This window comes from Cellvibrio sp. KY-GH-1 (assembly GCF_008806975.1).
Classification (GTDB): domain Bacteria; phylum Pseudomonadota; class Gammaproteobacteria; order Pseudomonadales; family Cellvibrionaceae; genus Cellvibrio.
In genome coordinates, this window is the sequence record NZ_CP031728.1 from 1,544,742 (window position 1) to 1,562,164 (window position 17,423).

Annotated in this window: 15 protein-coding genes and 2 tRNA genes; 4 read left to right on the forward strand and 13 right to left on the reverse strand. The window is 47.9% G+C overall.

What is annotated here, in order from left to right; translation table 11 throughout:
• Position 1: 1 nt before the first annotated feature.
• From D0C16_RS06570 to D0C16_RS06595, 6 genes are all read right to left on the reverse strand, one after another.
• On the reverse strand, positions 2 to 1,135 hold the full coding sequence (locus D0C16_RS06570; RefSeq protein ID WP_151031576.1) for a methyl-accepting chemotaxis protein: 1,134 nt from the start codon (positions 1,133 to 1,135) through the stop codon (positions 2 to 4).
• A 307-nt stretch (positions 1,136 to 1,442) separates the two neighbouring features.
• Positions 1,443 to 4,142, reverse strand: coding sequence for an aminopeptidase N (gene pepN / locus D0C16_RS06575; RefSeq protein ID WP_151031577.1), 2,700 nt, complete (start codon positions 4,140 to 4,142; stop codon positions 1,443 to 1,445).
• Positions 4,143 to 4,175: 33 nt separating this feature from the next.
• Positions 4,176 to 4,448, reverse strand: a complete 273-nt coding sequence (locus D0C16_RS06580; protein WP_151031578.1) for a YeaC family protein — start codon at positions 4,446 to 4,448, stop codon at positions 4,176 to 4,178.
• Between the two features lie 25 nt (positions 4,449 to 4,473).
• On the reverse strand, positions 4,474 to 5,319 hold the full coding sequence (locus D0C16_RS06585; protein WP_151031579.1) for a rhomboid family intramembrane serine protease: 846 nt from the start codon (positions 5,317 to 5,319) through the stop codon (positions 4,474 to 4,476).
• A 38-nt stretch (positions 5,320 to 5,357) separates the two neighbouring features.
• On the reverse strand, positions 5,358 to 6,368 hold the full coding sequence (locus D0C16_RS06590) for a metallophosphoesterase (RefSeq protein WP_151031580.1): 1,011 nt from the start codon (positions 6,366 to 6,368) through the stop codon (positions 5,358 to 5,360).
• Position 6,369: 1 nt separating this feature from the next.
• Positions 6,370 to 7,269 (reverse strand): NAD(+) kinase, encoded by a 900-nt coding sequence (locus D0C16_RS06595; protein WP_151031581.1) that lies wholly within the window; start codon positions 7,267 to 7,269, stop codon positions 6,370 to 6,372.
• Positions 7,270 to 7,378: 109 nt separating this feature from the next.
• On the opposite strand from D0C16_RS06595, the gene D0C16_RS06600 reads away from it, so the two are divergent.
• Positions 7,379 to 8,380 carry a DUF1853 family protein gene (locus D0C16_RS06600; protein WP_191968659.1) on the forward strand — a complete coding sequence of 334 codons (1,002 nt, stop codon included), beginning with the start codon at positions 7,379 to 7,381 and terminating at the stop codon, positions 8,378 to 8,380.
• Here D0C16_RS06600 and D0C16_RS06605 read toward each other — a convergent pair.
• The 5 genes from D0C16_RS06605 to D0C16_RS06625 all read right to left on the reverse strand — a co-directional run bounded on the left by D0C16_RS06605 (position 8,358) and on the right by D0C16_RS06625 (position 12,771).
• Positions 8,358 to 9,494: a cyclic nucleotide-binding domain-containing protein gene (locus tag D0C16_RS06605; protein ID WP_151031583.1), complete on the reverse strand. Its 1,137-nt coding sequence runs from the start codon at positions 9,492 to 9,494 to the stop codon at positions 8,358 to 8,360. The two genes, D0C16_RS06600 and D0C16_RS06605, sit on opposite strands and share 23 nt — an antisense overlap.
• Before the next feature lie 107 nt (positions 9,495 to 9,601).
• Complete coding sequence (locus D0C16_RS06610; protein ID WP_151031584.1) at positions 9,602 to 10,582, reverse strand: 1-aminocyclopropane-1-carboxylate deaminase/D-cysteine desulfhydrase; 981 nt, start codon at positions 10,580 to 10,582, stop codon at positions 9,602 to 9,604.
• Between the two features lie 57 nt (positions 10,583 to 10,639).
• Positions 10,640 to 12,001, reverse strand: coding sequence for a hypothetical protein (locus D0C16_RS06615; protein ID WP_151031585.1), 1,362 nt, complete (start codon positions 11,999 to 12,001; stop codon positions 10,640 to 10,642).
• A 581-nt stretch (positions 12,002 to 12,582) separates the two neighbouring features.
• Positions 12,583 to 12,659: transfer RNA gene (locus D0C16_RS06620), tRNA-Asp, on the reverse strand.
• A 36-nt stretch (positions 12,660 to 12,695) separates the two neighbouring features.
• Positions 12,696 to 12,771 (reverse strand) — tRNA-Val (locus tag D0C16_RS06625).
• A 239-nt stretch (positions 12,772 to 13,010) separates the two neighbouring features.
• Between D0C16_RS06625 and D0C16_RS06630 the strand changes: the two genes are divergently transcribed.
• The 3 genes from D0C16_RS06630 to trmA are packed head-to-tail and all read left to right on the forward strand — an operon-like array spanning position 13,011 to position 16,354.
• Complete coding sequence (locus tag D0C16_RS06630; RefSeq protein WP_151031586.1) at positions 13,011 to 14,426, forward strand: nitrogen regulation protein NR(II); 1,416 nt, start codon at positions 13,011 to 13,013, stop codon at positions 14,424 to 14,426.
• Between the two features lie 53 nt (positions 14,427 to 14,479).
• Complete coding sequence (locus D0C16_RS06635; RefSeq protein ID WP_151031587.1) at positions 14,480 to 15,214, forward strand: hypothetical protein; 735 nt, start codon at positions 14,480 to 14,482, stop codon at positions 15,212 to 15,214.
• A gap of 57 nt (positions 15,215 to 15,271) precedes the next feature.
• A complete protein-coding gene (trmA, locus tag D0C16_RS06640; RefSeq protein ID WP_151031588.1) occupies positions 15,272 to 16,354 on the forward strand; it encodes a tRNA (uridine(54)-C5)-methyltransferase TrmA in 1,083 nt (360 codons plus the stop codon).
• Positions 16,355 to 16,369: 15 nt separating this feature from the next.
• On the opposite strand, the gene D0C16_RS06645 is transcribed toward trmA, so the two are convergent.
• Positions 16,370 to 16,888 (reverse strand): GNAT family N-acetyltransferase, encoded by a 519-nt coding sequence (locus D0C16_RS06645; protein ID WP_225318931.1) that lies wholly within the window; start codon positions 16,886 to 16,888, stop codon positions 16,370 to 16,372.
• Positions 16,888 to 17,361 (reverse strand): DUF2489 domain-containing protein, encoded by a 474-nt coding sequence (locus tag D0C16_RS06650; RefSeq protein ID WP_151031589.1) that lies wholly within the window; start codon positions 17,359 to 17,361, stop codon positions 16,888 to 16,890. The genes D0C16_RS06645 and D0C16_RS06650 overlap by 1 nt, the downstream gene beginning before the upstream one ends.
• Positions 17,362 to 17,423: the final 62 nt, after the last annotated feature.

A 17,423-nucleotide genomic window follows, 5' to 3' on the forward strand; every position in this document is an offset into this window, starting at 1 on the left:
GTTACTCCGAGCTGTGGGTCAATCTATGCAAGTGCTCTGCAATTTCTGCCGCTTGCCCGGCGCGAAAACTATTTTGATTCGCCAGGTCCGCAACAGTTTCTATGTGTGTTGAAATCTCCCGCGCGGCAATACTCTGCTGCCCAGCGGCTACTGCAATTTCGTCAATTAAAGAAAATACATCATCGGTTGTGGTTAAAATTGCCGTTAAAGACTCGTCCGCGACGCCAACCTCCTCAATTGATTTACCCATTTTTTCCACGACCTTAGTCATGCTAACCAAGACTTGCTGCATGCTCTCCTGCACGCGGGCAATATTAGTAGCAATCTCAGTCGCCGAACCCTGACTCCGTGCCGACAGCGCACGAACTTCATCCGCTACCACCGCAAAACCACGCCCATGCTCGCCGGCGCGCGCTGCCTCAATCGCCGCATTTAGCGCCAGCAGATTTGTTTGGCCGGCAATATCACTGATAACCTGTGACATAGCCGTTACATTTCTCATTAAATTCTCCAAGTCACCCACACGAGCTTCTGTTTCACGCGCGAGATTAGCAACAGCATTTACCTCCTTGCTCGCCTCTTTCAAGGCACTGCCGCCCTGCTTGCTTAAGTCACAAGATTTGGTTGCTGCATCTCGCGCTGCCACAATACGACTACTGATATCTTCAATGCTGTGACTTATTTCCGTGATAGCTGCCGCGCTCGATTGGGTTGCATTTGATTGATAAGCAGCGCTTTTGGAAACCTCCTTGGCATTGGCGGCCAACTCAAATGACGAATGCCCCATTTCTTTCATTGCATCTTTATATTCCGCATTGCGTCTTTGTCTCGCTTTAAACACCTCGATGAATGTATCGTGCAATCCATGTAAAGGGCCGACTACCAAGCGGTTCCAATCAGCGACCTCGTCCTTGTCGACAGCCGCCAAATACCGCTTAATCCCGGTAATGTCATTGCTCACACCGCCAATTAACCCAAGCACCAGAAGTACAACCAATATCAGAGGTATAGATAGCCAGTAACTATTCGCTTGGAGCAAAATCGCAATTGTCACCAACAACAGACAGCAAAAAATCGCCGTCAACAACACCCATAACTTCACCGAGGCAACAGCTTGCCCCAAAAAACGCACCATTACACAACCTCCACCTGACTCAATAAATATTCAGCCAGTAAAATCACGCACAAGATCGGTGCAACCTGTTAAGCACCAAACTATCCAGGCAGCAAAAAGGTGCACAGGTAATTGGCGTTTATTTGTTTTTACTCTCTCACCATATCCCAATCAACATTCATGCCACCAAACAAACAATAAAATTGTCAATTTTTTGAAAAATTATTAGTGAAAATAAGCTGCGCAGAAAATTCGACAATTTTTCGTCAAAAACAAAAAAACCCGGCGTAATGCCGGGTTTTTAGTGCGTTGATTTTATAAACAAAAATCAAGCGAGACTCTTGCTTACCACCTCAAACACATCCTTGGATAAATCCGGTTCCGCCATTATTCGTTCGAGTTGTGCCTTCATTAAAGACTGACGTTGAGAATTATATTTTTTCCATTTAGTCAAAGGCGTTAATAGGCGCGACGCAATAGACGGATTTTGCGTATTGAGTTGGATAATTTGATCTGCAAGAAATTGATAACCGGCTCCTGCATCCGCGTGAAAATTAATCGGATTGCTGGCACAAAAGCCGGCGATAAGAGCGCGAATCTTGTTAGGATTTTTGCCATCAAATGCCGCGTGTGTTTGCAATGCCTTTACTTTTTGCAATGTACCCGGCAATACGCACATAGCTTGCACACTGAGCCATTGGTTAACCACCAGCGATTCATGCTGCCAACGTTGGTAAAAATCATCGAGGGAACTGGTGGCAAGTTGCTGAGCCAAGGGGGCATCGCTATTTACCAATTGTGTTAAGGCCGCCATCACATCAGTCATATTATTAGCAGTGCGATATTGGCTCTCGCATTGCTTTATCAATGCGTCATCACCCAGCAACATCAAATAACCCAAGGTTACATTTTTTAAACTGCGTGCCGCTATAGCAGCGGCTGTTACCGCGTAGGTTTGTTGATGGTCGTAAGCGCGATAGATAGTTTCCAACTCCGGGCGCAGTGCACGCGCAAGGGCTTTGCGCACCGCCGCACGACCGCAGTGAATTGCCTCTACGTCAATAACGTCTGCCAACTCGCTGAGGTAAGCCTCTGAAGGCAAGCTAAGCATATAGGCAACCATGGCCCTATCCAGACTGGTATCTCGCAGTACGTTGCGATAGGCCTCTACCAATGCCGTTTCCACTTGCCAGTTCGCAAGGGACTGCCCCTGTTGGTGTGCAACCATTGCCTCTTGAATCGCGTGCAGCCCCAATTGTTGGCTGGCTTCCCAGCGATTAAAGCCATCGCTGTCACGGCTCATTAGTAACACTAAATCGTCCTGAGAATAATCGTAATGCCATTTCACCGGCGCCGAAAAACCGCGCACCAAACTCGGCACGGGTTTTTCAAACACGCGCTCAAACACGAAGGTTTGCTCTGCCTCGGTTAACTCCAAAACTTTGTAGGTATTATCGCTTGTTTCAAAATCCGGCTCGGCATTTTTTAAAGCGAGTGGCAGATCACCCCCACTACCAATCAAGCCCACGGCAACGGGAATATGGAACGGTAATTTATTCGCACATTCCGGCGTGGGCGGGCAGGATTGTTTGATCGTGAGCGAGTATTCCTGTGCATCTTCATCGTAAGAATCGGTAATTTGCAGGCGCGGTGTGCCCGCTTGTGAATACCAGCGTTTGAACTGGGTGAGATCAAAACCGGAAGCATCTTCCAATGCTTTGACAAAATCCTCAGTCGTCACTGCCTGACCATCGTGACGATCAAAATACAAATCTGTACCCTTGCGGAAATTTTCTTTGCCTAACAAGGTAGCCAGCATACGAATAACTTCTGCACCTTTTTCATAAACAGTCATGGTGTAGAAGTTGGAAATTTCGATATAGGATTCGGGGCGAATTGGATGCGCCATAGGGCCAGCATCTTCGGCGAACTGGGCGGTGCGCAATAGTGTTACATCTTCTACACGTTTTACCGTGCGTGAGCCCATATCGGCAGAAAATTCCGAATCGCGATAAACCGTAAAACCCTCTTTCAAACTTAACTGGAACCAATCGCGACAGGTAACACGATTGCCACTCCAGTTGTGAAAATATTCATGAGCCACTACACCTTCAACACGCTGAAACCCCGCATCGGTTGTGGTTTCCGGTTTTGCCAACACACAGGATGTATTGAAAATATTCAGGCCCTTGTTTTCCATGGCGCCCATGTTGAAATCATCCACCGCCACTATCATAAAGATATTCAAATCGTATTCGCGCCCGTAGACTTCTTCATCCCAACGCATGGAATTTTTCAGCGAAGTCATGGCGTGATCACACTTGTCCAGGTCCTTTGGCTCGACAAAAATCTTTAGCGTCACGTCTCGACCCGAGCAGGTCGTAAAAGTGTCCTCAATGCAGGAAAGATCTCCAGCGACTAACGCAAACAGGTAAGCAGGTTTTTTAAAGGGGTCATGCCAAGTGGCATAATGGCGATTGTTTTCCTGTTCGCCTTGATCAATCAAATTACCGTTGGATAAAAGTACCGGGTATTTTTTATCGGTCACCACAGTAGTAGTGAATTCACTCATCACATCCGGGCGATCCAGATAATAGGTTATCTTGCGGAAACCTTCTGCCTCGCATTGGGTGCAGTACATGGTGCGCGAACGATACAAACCTTCTAGCGAGGTATTTTGCTCTGGCTTTATTTTGGTAATAGTAATGAGCGTAAATTCTTCTGGTGTATTAAGAATCGTGATGGACTCGTCACCGAATTGATAATCGCCTTCGCCTAAAATTTTTCCATTTAATGCAATGGACACCAATTCCAGATTCGCGCCATGCAAGGTCAATTGCGTTGCAGGCTGTGCCGCTGCCGGGTTGCGGTACAACTGCAACATCGCACTAACAACCGTTTCACCGTCATAAATTTCAAACCGTAAATCCGTGGTTTTAATTAAATAATCGGGTACTGCATAATCTTTTAAATAAATGGTTTTGGGCGCTTGCTCTGTGGCGGGAAGATTTTGTTCTACGGCAGTCATGGCAACATCCTGATTCGTTAACAAAGGTAGTAATTATTCGACCCACTTAATGGGTTTATCCGTGTGCGCATGATCATGGTCGTGATCATCATCGCCGCAAAACGTATGAGGTTCCGGCGGAATGTAGCCTGTGTGTTGGTCTGGCGGCAGGTTTTTGTGCTCGTAGGCAATTACCGCTTGCATACACAACTGGCGCTGCTCACTTGAGAGACGATTGCCATCGGGCCATTTACCCAACTCTACCGCGCGCTTTAAATTTTGGTAAATTTCCGGAGTGAGGCCGGAAAGTAGCTGTTGTATATCCATTGGGTTTACCCGCAAATCAAAAAAATTAACGACGAAAGAATTGTGTAGTCATCAAAGCATACAAAGCACCGGCAATTAGCCCACCCAGATGCGCGGCGTTGGCGACAGAACCGGCAATAAAATAATCCACGACGCCAGTCATACACAGAACTAACCAAAACAACATAAAACCAATAAGCGCTGAAGGAACTGCTACCAGGGGATGAGGCACCATTCGCTGGCGCACAGCAATAAATCCCACTAACGCATAAACCACCCCGGACATACCGCCAAATGCAGGTGTACCACTCCAAAGGTATTGCGCAACATTGGAAGCCACCCCGGTGAGCACGACAAATAACAAAAACGACCAGGCACCCATGAGGTATTCCAGGCGTCGCCCCAAATCCCACATCCACAAGCTGTTAAATAGCACGTGAAAAATACCAAAATGTAAAAATATGGGCGTTAGTAAACGCCATACTTCTCCGGCAGCGAGCGAATCAGCCAGCGGAGTAATGCGAGTGGTGGAAAATTCCTGAAAGCTGAACCAGTGAACTAGTTGGCTACCCGATTCAACTAAAAATGCCCCCAGAGCACTGAGCACTATTAACAAAATCACGACCGGAACTTGCGCGGCTTGCTGAACGAGCGAAGGAGGCGAATATGGGGTGGACTCTGCAACCGTGGCTGGCTCCAAACGTACATCACCCTGCGAATATTGCGCTAAAAACTCCTGCAGAGCCGGAACCACCCGCTCATCCAACACCCATAGACATTGCTGCCCCTGCTCTTCGGTAATACGATGTTGCAGGCCGCGCGCGCGCAAATAATCGCTTAATTCCTGCAGGTCTTGATCGAGTGAAAAATATTTAACCGCTATCCAGTTCAAAATAAACAAACCACCTGGCAATTACTACTTCAGTTAGATTAGGGATCTACATAGACCCATACAAATTTATCCGGTTGCAATTGTGCCTCACCGTCCATGCGATAAGCCACCAATCGCCCGAATTTAACCGCACTATAATCCAGGCAAGCGAGATTGGGAGCCAAAGGTCGTGGGGTGCCCTTTAACCAATAATGTCCGATAAAGAGCGGTGGTTGAGAGGTATCGTAATAAACCATCTGCGCACGATGATCAGCACTGATAGCAGCACAGGCAACGTGCTCCGGCAATGGGTCGGGCTGAAATAGCAATTGTCCGTAGGTATCTGCAGTGTGACCCCAGAATTTGGTGCGAAAGGCCCGACGCTGATAACCATCCGCAGATACCATTACCTCGCCCTCAGGCAATGGCAAATCCACACCACCGGTAAGCCGCTGCTTGGTAATTGCCTCCAGGCTGCCCTTCTGAGTTGACTTAATCACGAACGGCCAATCAATATGCCCATCACCATACTGTTGGCGATGCTTATCAATCAACGCATGATCCCAACAGGCATGCACCGCGCGAAATACCTGATGAGTTTTCGGGTGCTCTATCTCGAGAAACAGCGGCAACTCGACAAACCAGCGCACAAACGCCAACCATTCCTGCGTGTGTTCTGCAAATTGCTCCAGGGTTTCAGCAACCTGGCGGGCATTGGCTTGGGTATGGGGTCGCAAATAGTCCCTGGAACCTGGCCCTGCGGGGGTAGTGTAGGTAATTGCATTAAATTCATGATTCCCTAACACCATGAGTGCTGCGCGCGCCTCTACCATATCGCGCACCAGGTGTAATGCTTCGCGGATACGTGGGCCACGATCTACCACGTCGCCCAAAAAAATTACCTGCCGCTGGGGATGACGATAAACGCCACGCTGCTTCTTATACCCCATCTGCTGGAGCAAACGTTCCAACGTATGGGCACAACCGTGAATATCACCGATCAAATCGTACCCATAAGCCTCACCTATGCTGGGCTGAAGGATTGATCTTATGGGCGATGTTTCGGTCATATCATTCCTTTAGCAGATGGCCGCCCCAACCCAGTTTGGAGCGGCAGCGCTCATAGAAGTTGTAATCGTTGGGATGGAGTAATTGCAGCAATTGCGGTTTTTTGCGGATCCGAATTTCGTCGCCGGTTTGAACATCCACATGGGAATGCCCATCGCAAGTAACCATAGGTTCTGCGCGATTATGTTCCCCCACAACGACAGTGATTTCACTACTACCCGCCACCACTATCGGCCGACTACTCAAGGTATGGGGATTCATGGGAACAACAACGATGGCATCCAATGTCGGGTGCAGCAACGGGCCACCACCACTTAGCGAATAAGCGGTTGAACCAGTGGGGGTAGACACAATCACACCATCGGAGCGCTGACTCGTTACGAAGACCCCATCCACGCTGATTTCAAATTGCAGCATATGAATGAATTGACCTGGGTGAAGGACCACATCGTTGAACGCGTCGGCGGACGCAATTAGCTGACCGTTGCGCACAACTTCCATATCCAGCAAAAAGCGCATTTCTGAAATGTAATCACCCGACAGAACTTCGTCGACCTTGTTTTCAATATCTTCCGGAGTAATGTCGGTTAAAAAGCCAAGGCGCCCGCGGTTAACACCCAGCAAGGGCACTTTGTATTTAGCCAGTGCACGAGCGCCGCGCAAGAGGCTGCCATCACCACCCACGACAATCACCAGGTCACACACCTGCCCCATAGCTTCCATATCCATGATGCGTTGGGCAGCTTTGACAATATTCGCGTCGCAGACCAACGCGGCAGTTTCTGCTTCCAACACAAAATTTCTGCCGCGCTTTTGCAGAAAACGAATTAACCGTTTAATGGAGTAAACCGCACGCTCGTTATTGAGATGGCCAATAAGGCCTATCGTTGAAAATTGAGTCATAAATCATCCACTGCGTCAGCGGTTGTATTGATCCTGCAAGCCCAGGTTAGATCACTGTGCGTTTCAAGGCTATTATAGCCAGCGAACCATCACCGGGATGCAACTTTCTATGCAACCAAACCTCAGCAGTAGCAACCCGAGTCACCATAACGCCACTATCGCAAAACTGCACGACTTACGACAACAAGCAGTGCGTGACTTAGCCTGGTGCTGTTTCAGCGCCCCATTGATGCAAGACCTACCCGGCAGCAACGCGCAAATACTTCCGCATGACAACCAGTCGCTCTGGCCGTGGCTGGAAGCGTTGGACAAAGAACCCCAACCGCTACTCGATCACGTAGCCCAGGTTAAAAGCACACGACTGGGAATTTATTACGAGGCGCTGTGGCATTTCTATTTTGCCAATCATCCGGAATGGGAGTTATTGCAACACAACCTGCAAATTGATCGCGCAGGCATAACGCTCGGCGCCTTCGACTTTCTCTGCCGCCGCAATAATGAATACTGGCATATCGAGACCGCGGTGAAATTTTACTTATGCAGCACGCGCAATACTCTGGAGGGCTCCGAATGGAAATACTGGATAGGCCCAGAGGGAAAAGATCGGCTGGATCTGAAACTCAATCACCTGCGCCAACACCAACTGCCACTGCACCAAAACCTCGAAGCAAAAGAGCAACTGGAAACCCGTTACCCCGCAGTTTCGCATTGGAACACCGGGCTTTGTTTGCAAGGCTATTTATTTTCACCTGCCCAACACCCAAGCCAGCCCGCCTTTAGCAGTAAGGTTCACACGCGTGGAGATTGGTGGTTTGCCAGTCAACTAATCGAGCAACTTTCAGAACAGCTTTCAAAGCAGGAATGCCAATATTGGTTGATTATCGAGCGAAAATTCTGGCTATCACCTGCACAGGCAGAAAGCTCCGAACGGCTGCTCGGTAATGAACAGCTTATCGAAAAAATCAGGGGGGAATTAATAAGCGCTAACCGCCCGCTACTGATCGCAGCGATGAAGAAACATCTCACCGCAAAAGCTGAATATTGGGCCGAATCAGAGCGCTTGTTTGCGGTTGCGGATGACTGGCCGACTAATCTGTCCGTCCCGGCATAGCCTCACCGGCACGCAACACATAATTACGTCTGTCACGCAACATGGATTTACCCAGATTGCCGAACAACTGATTGCAGTTATCCAGTGCAAGGGTTTTGTAACCATGCTCCGCGAGCAGATAGCCTGCCGCGCGACTACGGCGTCCGGTATCGCAATAAAAAATATACAGATTATCTTTGTTCAGCAGGCGCGATTTTATCGCCAGAATATTTAACGGAATATTCACCGCTTTGGGCAAATGCGCTTCGCTATACTCCTCCTCGCTGCGCACATCCACAGTAACAACACCCTTCGCAAGGGCATCTTCAAGCTCATTAAAACCGAGCGCTGAAACGTTTGGCTCCTTCAACAGACGATAAAAATCCTGTTTTTCCAACCGCATTAACACACCATCGGTCCGCATCATCACTGTTGCGTTACGTACCGTTTCATTTACCAAGGCATCTTCACCAAAGCAGCGTCCGACGCCAATTGTCGCCAAATGTTGACGTTTATTGTCAGAGTGACGCGTCACATCCGCCTCACCTTCTTTAATGAAATAACACTGCTCCCCCATCTCGCCCTCGCGAATAATCACATCGCCGGCATAGACAACTTGTGGGGTCAGACGCGAAAAAATTTGTTCGACATTAAGCGGGGGGACTTTGAAAAATAAATTGGATCTCAACACCGTCATCATCCAGTCGACGTCTTCATCCAAGTCGCGCTCGCGCGAAATAATTAATTGCAAGTAATCTGCTACCTGGCTCCAGGTCAGTAACTTATCGAGTCGTTCGCTATCGATACGCAATACGCTGCAATCCGTTTCCGCCACTGCTGTTACAGCACGCGGCTGCTGATGGGCAATTGGGAACAGCGAGCTACGACCTTTAATGAGGGTGCGAGTGCCGGTGTCATCAACCAATGCAACATCGCCATACAACAAATACACATGCTGCGCGTCGTAACTTCCACCGGTAAACAGGGTTTGGCCAGCACAAACCACTTCGAGTAAGGCATCACCAAGCAGGGCCATCAAATGACTTTCACTCATTTCCTTCAGTGGAATAAGTGTGCGCGTCAAATTCAAATCAAATTCAACTGGTGCGATCTGAACAGTTTTTTGAGCCTGCATAACCATTTCCTTCAAGAGGAGACAAATTCCGGTGCCGGACAACCCTCACCCCAACACCAACTACTTATAATTTTCCACTTGGCGTCTCGTTGCCCCACATAAAACGATCAGGGGCAAGTAAATCCTCTTCTTCCCTGCAACCCACCGCTGTGAATAGCAACTATGCGAGAACCGCGCGACCAATAACCCAATTCCGCCAGACAATGAATTCCCCAAATCAGCTTCAAGGTATAAACCGGATCGAGAAGAATCCCTGTTTCCCGCTCAAATGACCGCCAGAACGCAAATAAATTCGGGGGAAGTTTTTTGCCATAACCCCCACCATGAAAACCGGAAATTAATCGCCAATTGGCCGCCGGACGCGGCTCGTGAGCACAGAATAAATCTTGCGCAACACCTAACTGCTGATAGGTCTTTGCAATCCCCGTACCCAAATCACCATCACCCTTAAGTACCGAGAAGCCCAAGGCTAGCTTGTCGTGACGACCAGCTGCTACAAGTCCCGCCGCCAATCCAGCAAGACTGGTTCCGGTGCCGCATGCAATACACACAGAAGTATAGTCACCCTTCAACTGTTCCTCTAAGGCGCGTCCACTCAGGCTCATACCCCTCGCGCCCAACACCCCTGCACCGCCTTCGGGGATTAAATAAAAATCCCCAAATTGCTTACGCCACCCATCCAAAAGCTGACTGAAAGATTTGCTTTGATAGGATTCGCGGCTGATGAAAATCAGCTCCATTCCGGCATTTTGCGCATCCATAAGCGTGGGACTTAACGACGCCGGCCGCTCGCCACGTACAACGCCCAAAGTATTAAAACCAAATTTTAAACCCGCCATCGCCAACGCATGTAAATGATTGGAATAGGCCCCACCAAAACTCAGCACCCGCAAAAAACCGGCGTCGCGCGCCGCACGCAGGTTATAAAACAGTTTATAGGCCTTATTGCCCGACAAACTCGCATCAATTAAATCATCGCGTCTTACCACCAGCTCGACTCCGGCACCTCTCAGCACTGGAGTCGTAGCTACTTGCAGCGGCACTGCACAGGCAAGTTTAAAAAAATCATCGTCCGAATCAATTACCACTGCTTACATCACCCTATGGGCTACTCGACATACCCCAGCTTAACGAGGCACAAATTCTTAACGCCGCTCAGCCACTTTTGAATAGATAAGGGTTTGGTGCTGACTGCAGCGATCACTTTCTCCCGGATGAAACTCAAACGGTGTCTCAATTACGGTAATACTGCGACCACAACTATGTCCGCGTGGATCAACCGCATTGCAACAGGGTGATTGGTGATGCTCAAGCCAGGACAAATAAATAGCCTCGCTCACCCCGGCTTTCTCAGCGGCATACGTCTGAGTATCTTCCAGATAAACGCCTATATCATCCAAAGGAATTGCCATCTCACCCAAGCCTGGCAAAAAGGTCACCAAACTAACGCCCGCTTTGGTTAAACGTTCCAGTAGCTGATCACCGCTATTTTTTAGCAGCTGCTGTTGCTCGCGCTTCAAATTAACAATTTCTTCTTTCAATGCCATCTCATTCTGGTGGCGATAAAACAATTCCACCTCGCGCATGTCCAGCATTTCACGCAATTCACCAGTTGCGGCACTGATTTTGGCTTCCATCTCTAGCGCAAAATTTTCCTGCAACAGCTGAATTTGACCAGACTCACCGGCCTGTGCTGCTTTTAATTTGTGCGCAAAATATTCGCGCATCCCTTCGATTTTATTAACCTGCGCATCCAGATTTTCCTTGAGCATGCGATTTCGCTCGTTCAAATCATGGCATTCCCGCTCATACTCATGCAGTTTTTGCTGATAAGCCGAAACGCGTTCCTGCTGCTCAATCTGTACGCTGTGCACTTTAGCTTGATGCTGATTCATCAGAGTCGCTATACGTAGACGCTGCTCCTTAATCAGCATCGCCATTTTATCGCGCAATTCCTGGGTGTAATGATCGTGCAGCTTTTGCTCGAGAGCCTCCTGCTCGCGCGAGTTATCAATAACCGGTTTTACCGTAGGAGTAGCCTTGGCTTTTTCCCGCTTGGCTGGCTTTACCACCATACCCAAGCGATTGCTTTTCACCGCCTTGCGTATGGCCACAAAACTGTTGTTGGCCGTATCCATCAGCGGGTCCCACAAGTTTTTCTGGTGCCACGCAATCGGACACTGGCTATAGCATGCCAGACGAATAGCACCCGCCCCCATATCTGGGCCAGTGCCGGTAGCATCAATCAATTGACGCAAAGGAACATTCCAGCGGCGATCAACCATGCCGCTGGCATCAAAGGAAATCAGGAAAAATACCAGACCGGTTACACATAAAGTTGAATCTATTTGAAGATAGACCGCCTTTGCAGTCGTGTTCGCAAAATCCGGAAAGGGAATGAAGCCATCCAGAATGGCTTCAAACTCGGGATAGAGTAACTCGCGGGATATCTGTTCATCCTGATACAGAAAAACCGCTTCGAGTAGTTCTGCGGAAGGGGTAGACATAGGTTGTCGTCTCAAAACAGGCGAAGTATGGCGACCAGTATAAAAAAGAGCCCGAATTGAAAACGTGAACGGCTACCCGCAACGAGGACTTTCGCGCAATTTTGCGGTCCAATCGACGAAAAATTAACCAAAACAAACAGTTATGACAACAGATTGTTATTAATAAAAGGAAAACCGCGTGCGGGAGTTATGAAAAAGGGAGGGTAAAAAGGGACGGCACCGCGAGCCTGCAGCGAATTGCTGCATAAGCCCGGGTTAAATATCTGAATAGTCTTCTGAAGTTTCGTCATCGACGTCGTCGTAAAGATCATCCAGCAGGTCTTCGATATAGTCTTGCATGGTTTCTACTCCTTTAAAGTTAATATACAGAGGGAACTCATCCCGTCTGAACGGCGACCGATTCTGGCACCGCCCTGGAACTTTACTCCCTGATTCCTAAATTACCAATTGCAGATGACAATTTTATGTATACCGATTTTTTATTAACCTGTAACAAAAAGGCTATAAAAAACCGGCCACCCAATAAAATCGCCACAAATAAAAAACCCGCACTTAAAACTAAGTACGGGTTTTTAGTATAGTGGCGGACCGGACGGGGCTCGAACCCGCGACCTCCGGCGTGACAGGCCGGCATTCTAACCGACTGAACTACCGGTCCGCGAATGCTTCTCAAACGAGCGTCCCTTGCGGGATTTGGTGGGCGGTACAAGACTCGAACTTGTGACCCATGCCTTGTAAGGGCATTGCTCTACCAACTGAGCTAACCGCCCCTCGTTGAGAGGTGCGCATTCTAACGAATCTGGCTTGAGTGTCAAACATTTTTTCACTAAAAATTTAAACTTTTCCCAGGTCGATTAAACCTTCGCCAACATTGAATGGAAAGCCTACAGAAAGCTCGTTAGTGTTCCAAAAAATTTCCGCCAAATTCAGGCAATCGATATATTGCACTACAAGCACCAAGCAACAAGCTGCTAGATTTAATAGCCCGGGAATAATCAGCCATTACACAATGAGCCAGACTTCTGTTACTGAAACACTGAGCACCACCCTGCCCACCGGCGAGCCAGGCTCCTGGATGGGACTGTTGGTAATTTTCCTGCTGATATTGCAAACCCTGTTAATCATTGGTTTACAGCGCAGCCGCCTGAGCAATAAACGTGCGCGCAAAGCCCTCAAGGAATCGCAAAAAGCACTGGAAGACAAAATACAGGATCGCACCAAAAGCCTGCATCGGATTAACGATCTGTTGATAGATGAAGTAGCTCGCCATGAGCAAACTGGTCGCCAATTGCGAGAAACCAAGCTCTACTTACAAAGCATGATTAACTCCATGCCATCAATCATCATTGGTGTAACTGCTTACGGAGAAGTCACGCACTGGAATGCTGCTGCCGAAAATGCCTTTGAAATTTTTTCCAATGAAGCCCTGGGTCGAAATATAACTGATCTACTGCCCTTGTTTCCGGTTACCATCAATGTGATTCGCGGTTCAATTCGCGGTGGAGAACCCCATTCCATCCAACACACACAACATCAGGAACATGAAAAAAAGCGTTACTTCGAAATCACTATTTATCCGCTGATATCAAGCAATGAACAGGGAGCAGTAATTCGGGTTGATGACGTCACTATGAAAGTGACCATTGAAAACCTAATGATTCAAAATGAAAAAATGTATTCTCTGGGTGAGGTTGCTGCTGGCATAGCTCATGAAATAAATAATCCTCTCAGTGTGATTTTACAAAACGTTCAAAACATTGTTCGCCGCACCGATATTCATTTTGGTACCAACGCTGAACGTGCCAACGAACTGGGAATCAATATTGATGCGGTAGATCACTACTTGAAAGCACGTGACATCCCACTCATGCTGGATTCAATTCGAGAGGCTGGCGAGCGCTCTGCAACTATAGTGCGCAATATGCTTGAGTTTTCTCACAACTCCCAACGCAAAACCAGTCTTATAGATATCAAACACCTGCTTGAACAAACTATCGCGCTCAATCACAGCAACGCACCAAAAACACCCGGCATTCAGGGCATTCAACTCATTACCGAATTTAGTGATCAACTACCTGCAATAAATGCTTCTGCACCTGAATTACAACAAGTGGTATTGAATTTATTGCGCAATGCAAAACAGGCATTGCTCAGCCATGAAGTGGATGCACCATGTATCTGGGTACGCGCATACACCGAGAAAGATCAACTTGTGATAGAGGTACAGGACAATGGACCCGGCATGACCGATACTGTACGCCAACATATTTTTGAGCCTTTCTTTACCACCAAGGACGTAGGCTCAGGCACAGGTTTAGGACTTTCGGTTTCTTATTTTATTATTACCGAACGCCACCAGGGAACGATTGACGTAAAAACCAGCCCCGGAAAAGGAAGTAACTTTATTATCAGATTGCCGCTTTAATTTATCGGGAATAATAATCAAACGCTCTCCGATCACCTACAGGATAAGAATAAATGAATCGCCATACCTTGCTTTCTCTCTCTGCCCTTTGCTCTGTACTGTTGCAAGCCTGTGCAGCACCGTCAACGCCACCAACAAGCCCTGAGTCCCTCGCGCAAGCAGCTACCGCCGTATTGGATGAGGCTGTTTACTACTCCACATTGTTTTCAAGTTGTGCGTCATTGGGTGGTGAAATAGAAATTGACGCAATTAGCAAACAACAGGATTGGCTTAACAGCAACAACCAATTGTTGTTGTCCGCCGATCAACTTTATAGTCAGCAACAGGCAGCGAACACCTTTGAATACCAAGGTAAAACCCTGGCGCCGACCGCCATTAAATTAGCACGTGAGGCAAAACAACGCGCAATAAAGGAACTATCGCTAAACCAACGCACACCGTTCAACCAGGTAAAAACCTGCGAATTTCGCTTAAGCAAAATTAACGCAAGCTCGAACAACTTGGCAAAGCACCCCAAGATTGCTCCCTATGCGCCTGAATTGCTGACTCATTTGCCGCTGGACCAGGCTATCGCCAATATACCCAGCCTTGCTGCCGGCATCACCGAAGTGGCTCCCGGGCCAACCTACTACAAACTTGTTAAAGAGCATGAGTCAAAATGCCCTACCGGTTTTACCCTCAGCATAGTCAACCAGTGGCCAAAAGAAGCCTACGCCAACTTTTGCGGTGATAGCTCCGTGGAAGTCCTGACCTGCGATTGGGGCAATTGTGAGACGAAGAAGTTATAATGGCTGCAATCGGGCTGTGCACTTACGCGGCCCGCCTTGTTATGCAATGAGCCACTTATGACCAATAGCGATTTTTCCCCTGCCCGATATCAACAACAACTAGACGCAAAACTTGCCAAAATCCAACAGGATTTTGGCGAATTCCTTTTGCCGGAAATACAAGTATTTCCCTCTACCGAGCAGCATTACCGCATGCGCGCAGAATTTCGTGTATGGCATAAGCAAGCACTCTCCGACTATGTCATGTTTGATGAGGCCAAACATCCCTACGCGATTCACGAATTTCCGGTTGGCTCGGCGTTAATGAACCAATTAATGCCTGCGTTATTAGCAGCAATTAATGAGGATGAGTTACTCCGCCACAAACTTTACCAAGTGGATTTTCTTACCACCCAAAGTGGTGAAGCACTGGTTACCCTGATTTATCACAAACCCTTAACTGAAGATTGGGTTGTCAAAGCAAAAACACTGAAACAACAACTGGGGATTGATATTGTCGGCCGCAGCCGCAAACAGCGGTTACTGGTGGAGCGGGATCACGTGATCGAGCGCATGCAGGTATTAGGGCGAGAGTATTTTTACCAGCAGGTCGAAGCCAGTTTTACCCAACCTAATGCCGGCGTATGTCAATCCATGTTGAGCTGGGCAGTAGAAAACAGCCGAGGATTTGGCGGGGACTTGTTGGAGCTTTATTGCGGTAACGGTAACTTCACCTTACCTCTGGCACAAAACTTTAACAAAGTCTTGGCCACCGAAGTGTCAAAAACCTCTGTTGATTCGGCGCAATACAATATTGCACGTAACCAGGTTGATAACATTCAGATCGCGCGCATGTCGAGCGAGGAATTTTCGCAGGCGATGGACGGTGTGCGCGAGTTCAATCGCTTACGTCATGTGAATTTAATGGATTACAACTTTTCCAGTATTTTTGTCGACCCGCCCCGTGCGGGACTTGACCCACACACGACTAGCATTACGCAGCGCTTCGACAACATTATTTATATATCCTGCAATCCGGATACGCTGCGCGATAACTTACGCACCATCACCCAAACTCATCAGATCAAAGCGTTTGCCCTGTTTGATCAATTCCCTTACACCCACCACGCGGAGTGTGGTGTGATCCTGCAGAAAAAATAATTTTCTCGAATATCACTATTGATTTATCGCAAAACCCTGCGTCATATAAAACGCTGGCCCAGTATAAGAATCCAAATGCTGTTGCTGGGCTGGCGTTAAGCCGACAAACTCATTGAAACCCATCTTCTGCCAAAAACCTCTGGAATCCTGCACCGAAACCAATGCGGCTCCAACCAACCGACGGGATTTTGCCTGTAGTAACGCATGGTTAACCAGCAATGGTCCCAAACCACAACCTGCTGCGGATTTACTGATTGCCAGATCATGCAGATACAAATGATCCGCATCGCGTTTGTGTGCAAACTCACTACCCCAGGGAGTTACTGCGCCTTTATGAGATAGGTACCCCACCAAATACCCACATACACCTTGTTCACCTTCAACCACCCAGCAAGTATCAGGAACATTATCGAGACGCGCCGCAATAATTGCTCCGCTCTCCACCATTTCATCTAAATAGGCTTCCGACTGAATACGCAGCACATCGTCCAAGTCGCTGACCTGCATTACGCGACACGAAAATAACCCTGACATTAAAACGTCCTGCCTTGAATGCGTTTTGCGGCATCCATAACAAAATCATTAAACGTAGATTCATGACGCAAACGTTCAATATCAAATTGATTTTGCTCAGCTTTGGACAACTGTTTCCAAGCTTCCAGATAAGGAATATGCGCTGTTTTTTCGCGCAATTGATACAACGCAGAAAACTCCTCTTTAACGGCAACCTGAACATTCAGAGAATCCAGGCAACCCGTAATACGTATGCAGGCTTCGGTTAAGGTGAGTTCATCGTTGTGCAATGCCTGAGCGAGAATCTGGATACTTTTATTTAACCATTCACGCTGCTCACGCTGTGCTTTTTGATTGGCGTCTTCCAATGCTTGGAGTTTCGCCTCACGCTCTTTTTGCTGACGATACACCTTGTATACCAAACGTGCTGCAATGGTTGATAACACCAAAATAATGAGGGCGCCTAGCGCAAGAAAAGACCACAACCAATTCATAAACCATCTCTACATTTCACGAATAACCACACAACCGGAATCGACTAACATCGATCAATTGC

Coding starts and splice junctions, on each gene's coding strand:
- D0C16_RS06630 (WP_151031586.1), top strand. CDS start 13,011: ATGAGCCAGACTTCTGTTACTGAAACACTGAGCACCACCCTGCCCACC.
- D0C16_RS06645 (WP_225318931.1), bottom strand. CDS start 16,888: ATGTCAGGGTTATTTTCGTGTCGCGTAATGCAGGTCAGCGACTTGGAC.
- trmA (WP_151031588.1), top strand. CDS start 15,272: ATGACCAATAGCGATTTTTCCCCTGCCCGATATCAACAACAACTAGAC.
- D0C16_RS06635 (WP_151031587.1), top strand. CDS start 14,480: ATGAATCGCCATACCTTGCTTTCTCTCTCTGCCCTTTGCTCTGTACTG.
- D0C16_RS06650 (WP_151031589.1), bottom strand. CDS start 17,361: ATGAATTGGTTGTGGTCTTTTCTTGCGCTAGGCGCCCTCATTATTTTG.
- D0C16_RS06605 (WP_151031583.1), bottom strand. CDS start 9,494: ATGCAGGCTCAAAAAACTGTTCAGATCGCACCAGTTGAATTTGATTTG.
- D0C16_RS06615 (WP_151031585.1), bottom strand. CDS start 12,001: ATGTCTACCCCTTCCGCAGAACTACTCGAAGCGGTTTTTCTGTATCAG.
- D0C16_RS06600 (WP_191968659.1), top strand. CDS start 7,379: ATGCAACCAAACCTCAGCAGTAGCAACCCGAGTCACCATAACGCCACT.
- D0C16_RS06570 (WP_151031576.1), bottom strand. CDS start 1,135: ATGGTGCGTTTTTTGGGGCAAGCTGTTGCCTCGGTGAAGTTATGGGTG.
- D0C16_RS06580 (WP_151031578.1), bottom strand. CDS start 4,448: ATGGATATACAACAGCTACTTTCCGGCCTCACTCCGGAAATTTACCAA.
- D0C16_RS06595 (WP_151031581.1), bottom strand. CDS start 7,269: ATGACTCAATTTTCAACGATAGGCCTTATTGGCCATCTCAATAACGAG.
- pepN (WP_151031577.1), bottom strand. CDS start 4,142: ATGACTGCCGTAGAACAAAATCTTCCCGCCACAGAGCAAGCGCCCAAA.
- D0C16_RS06590 (WP_151031580.1), bottom strand. CDS start 6,368: ATGACCGAAACATCGCCCATAAGATCAATCCTTCAGCCCAGCATAGGT.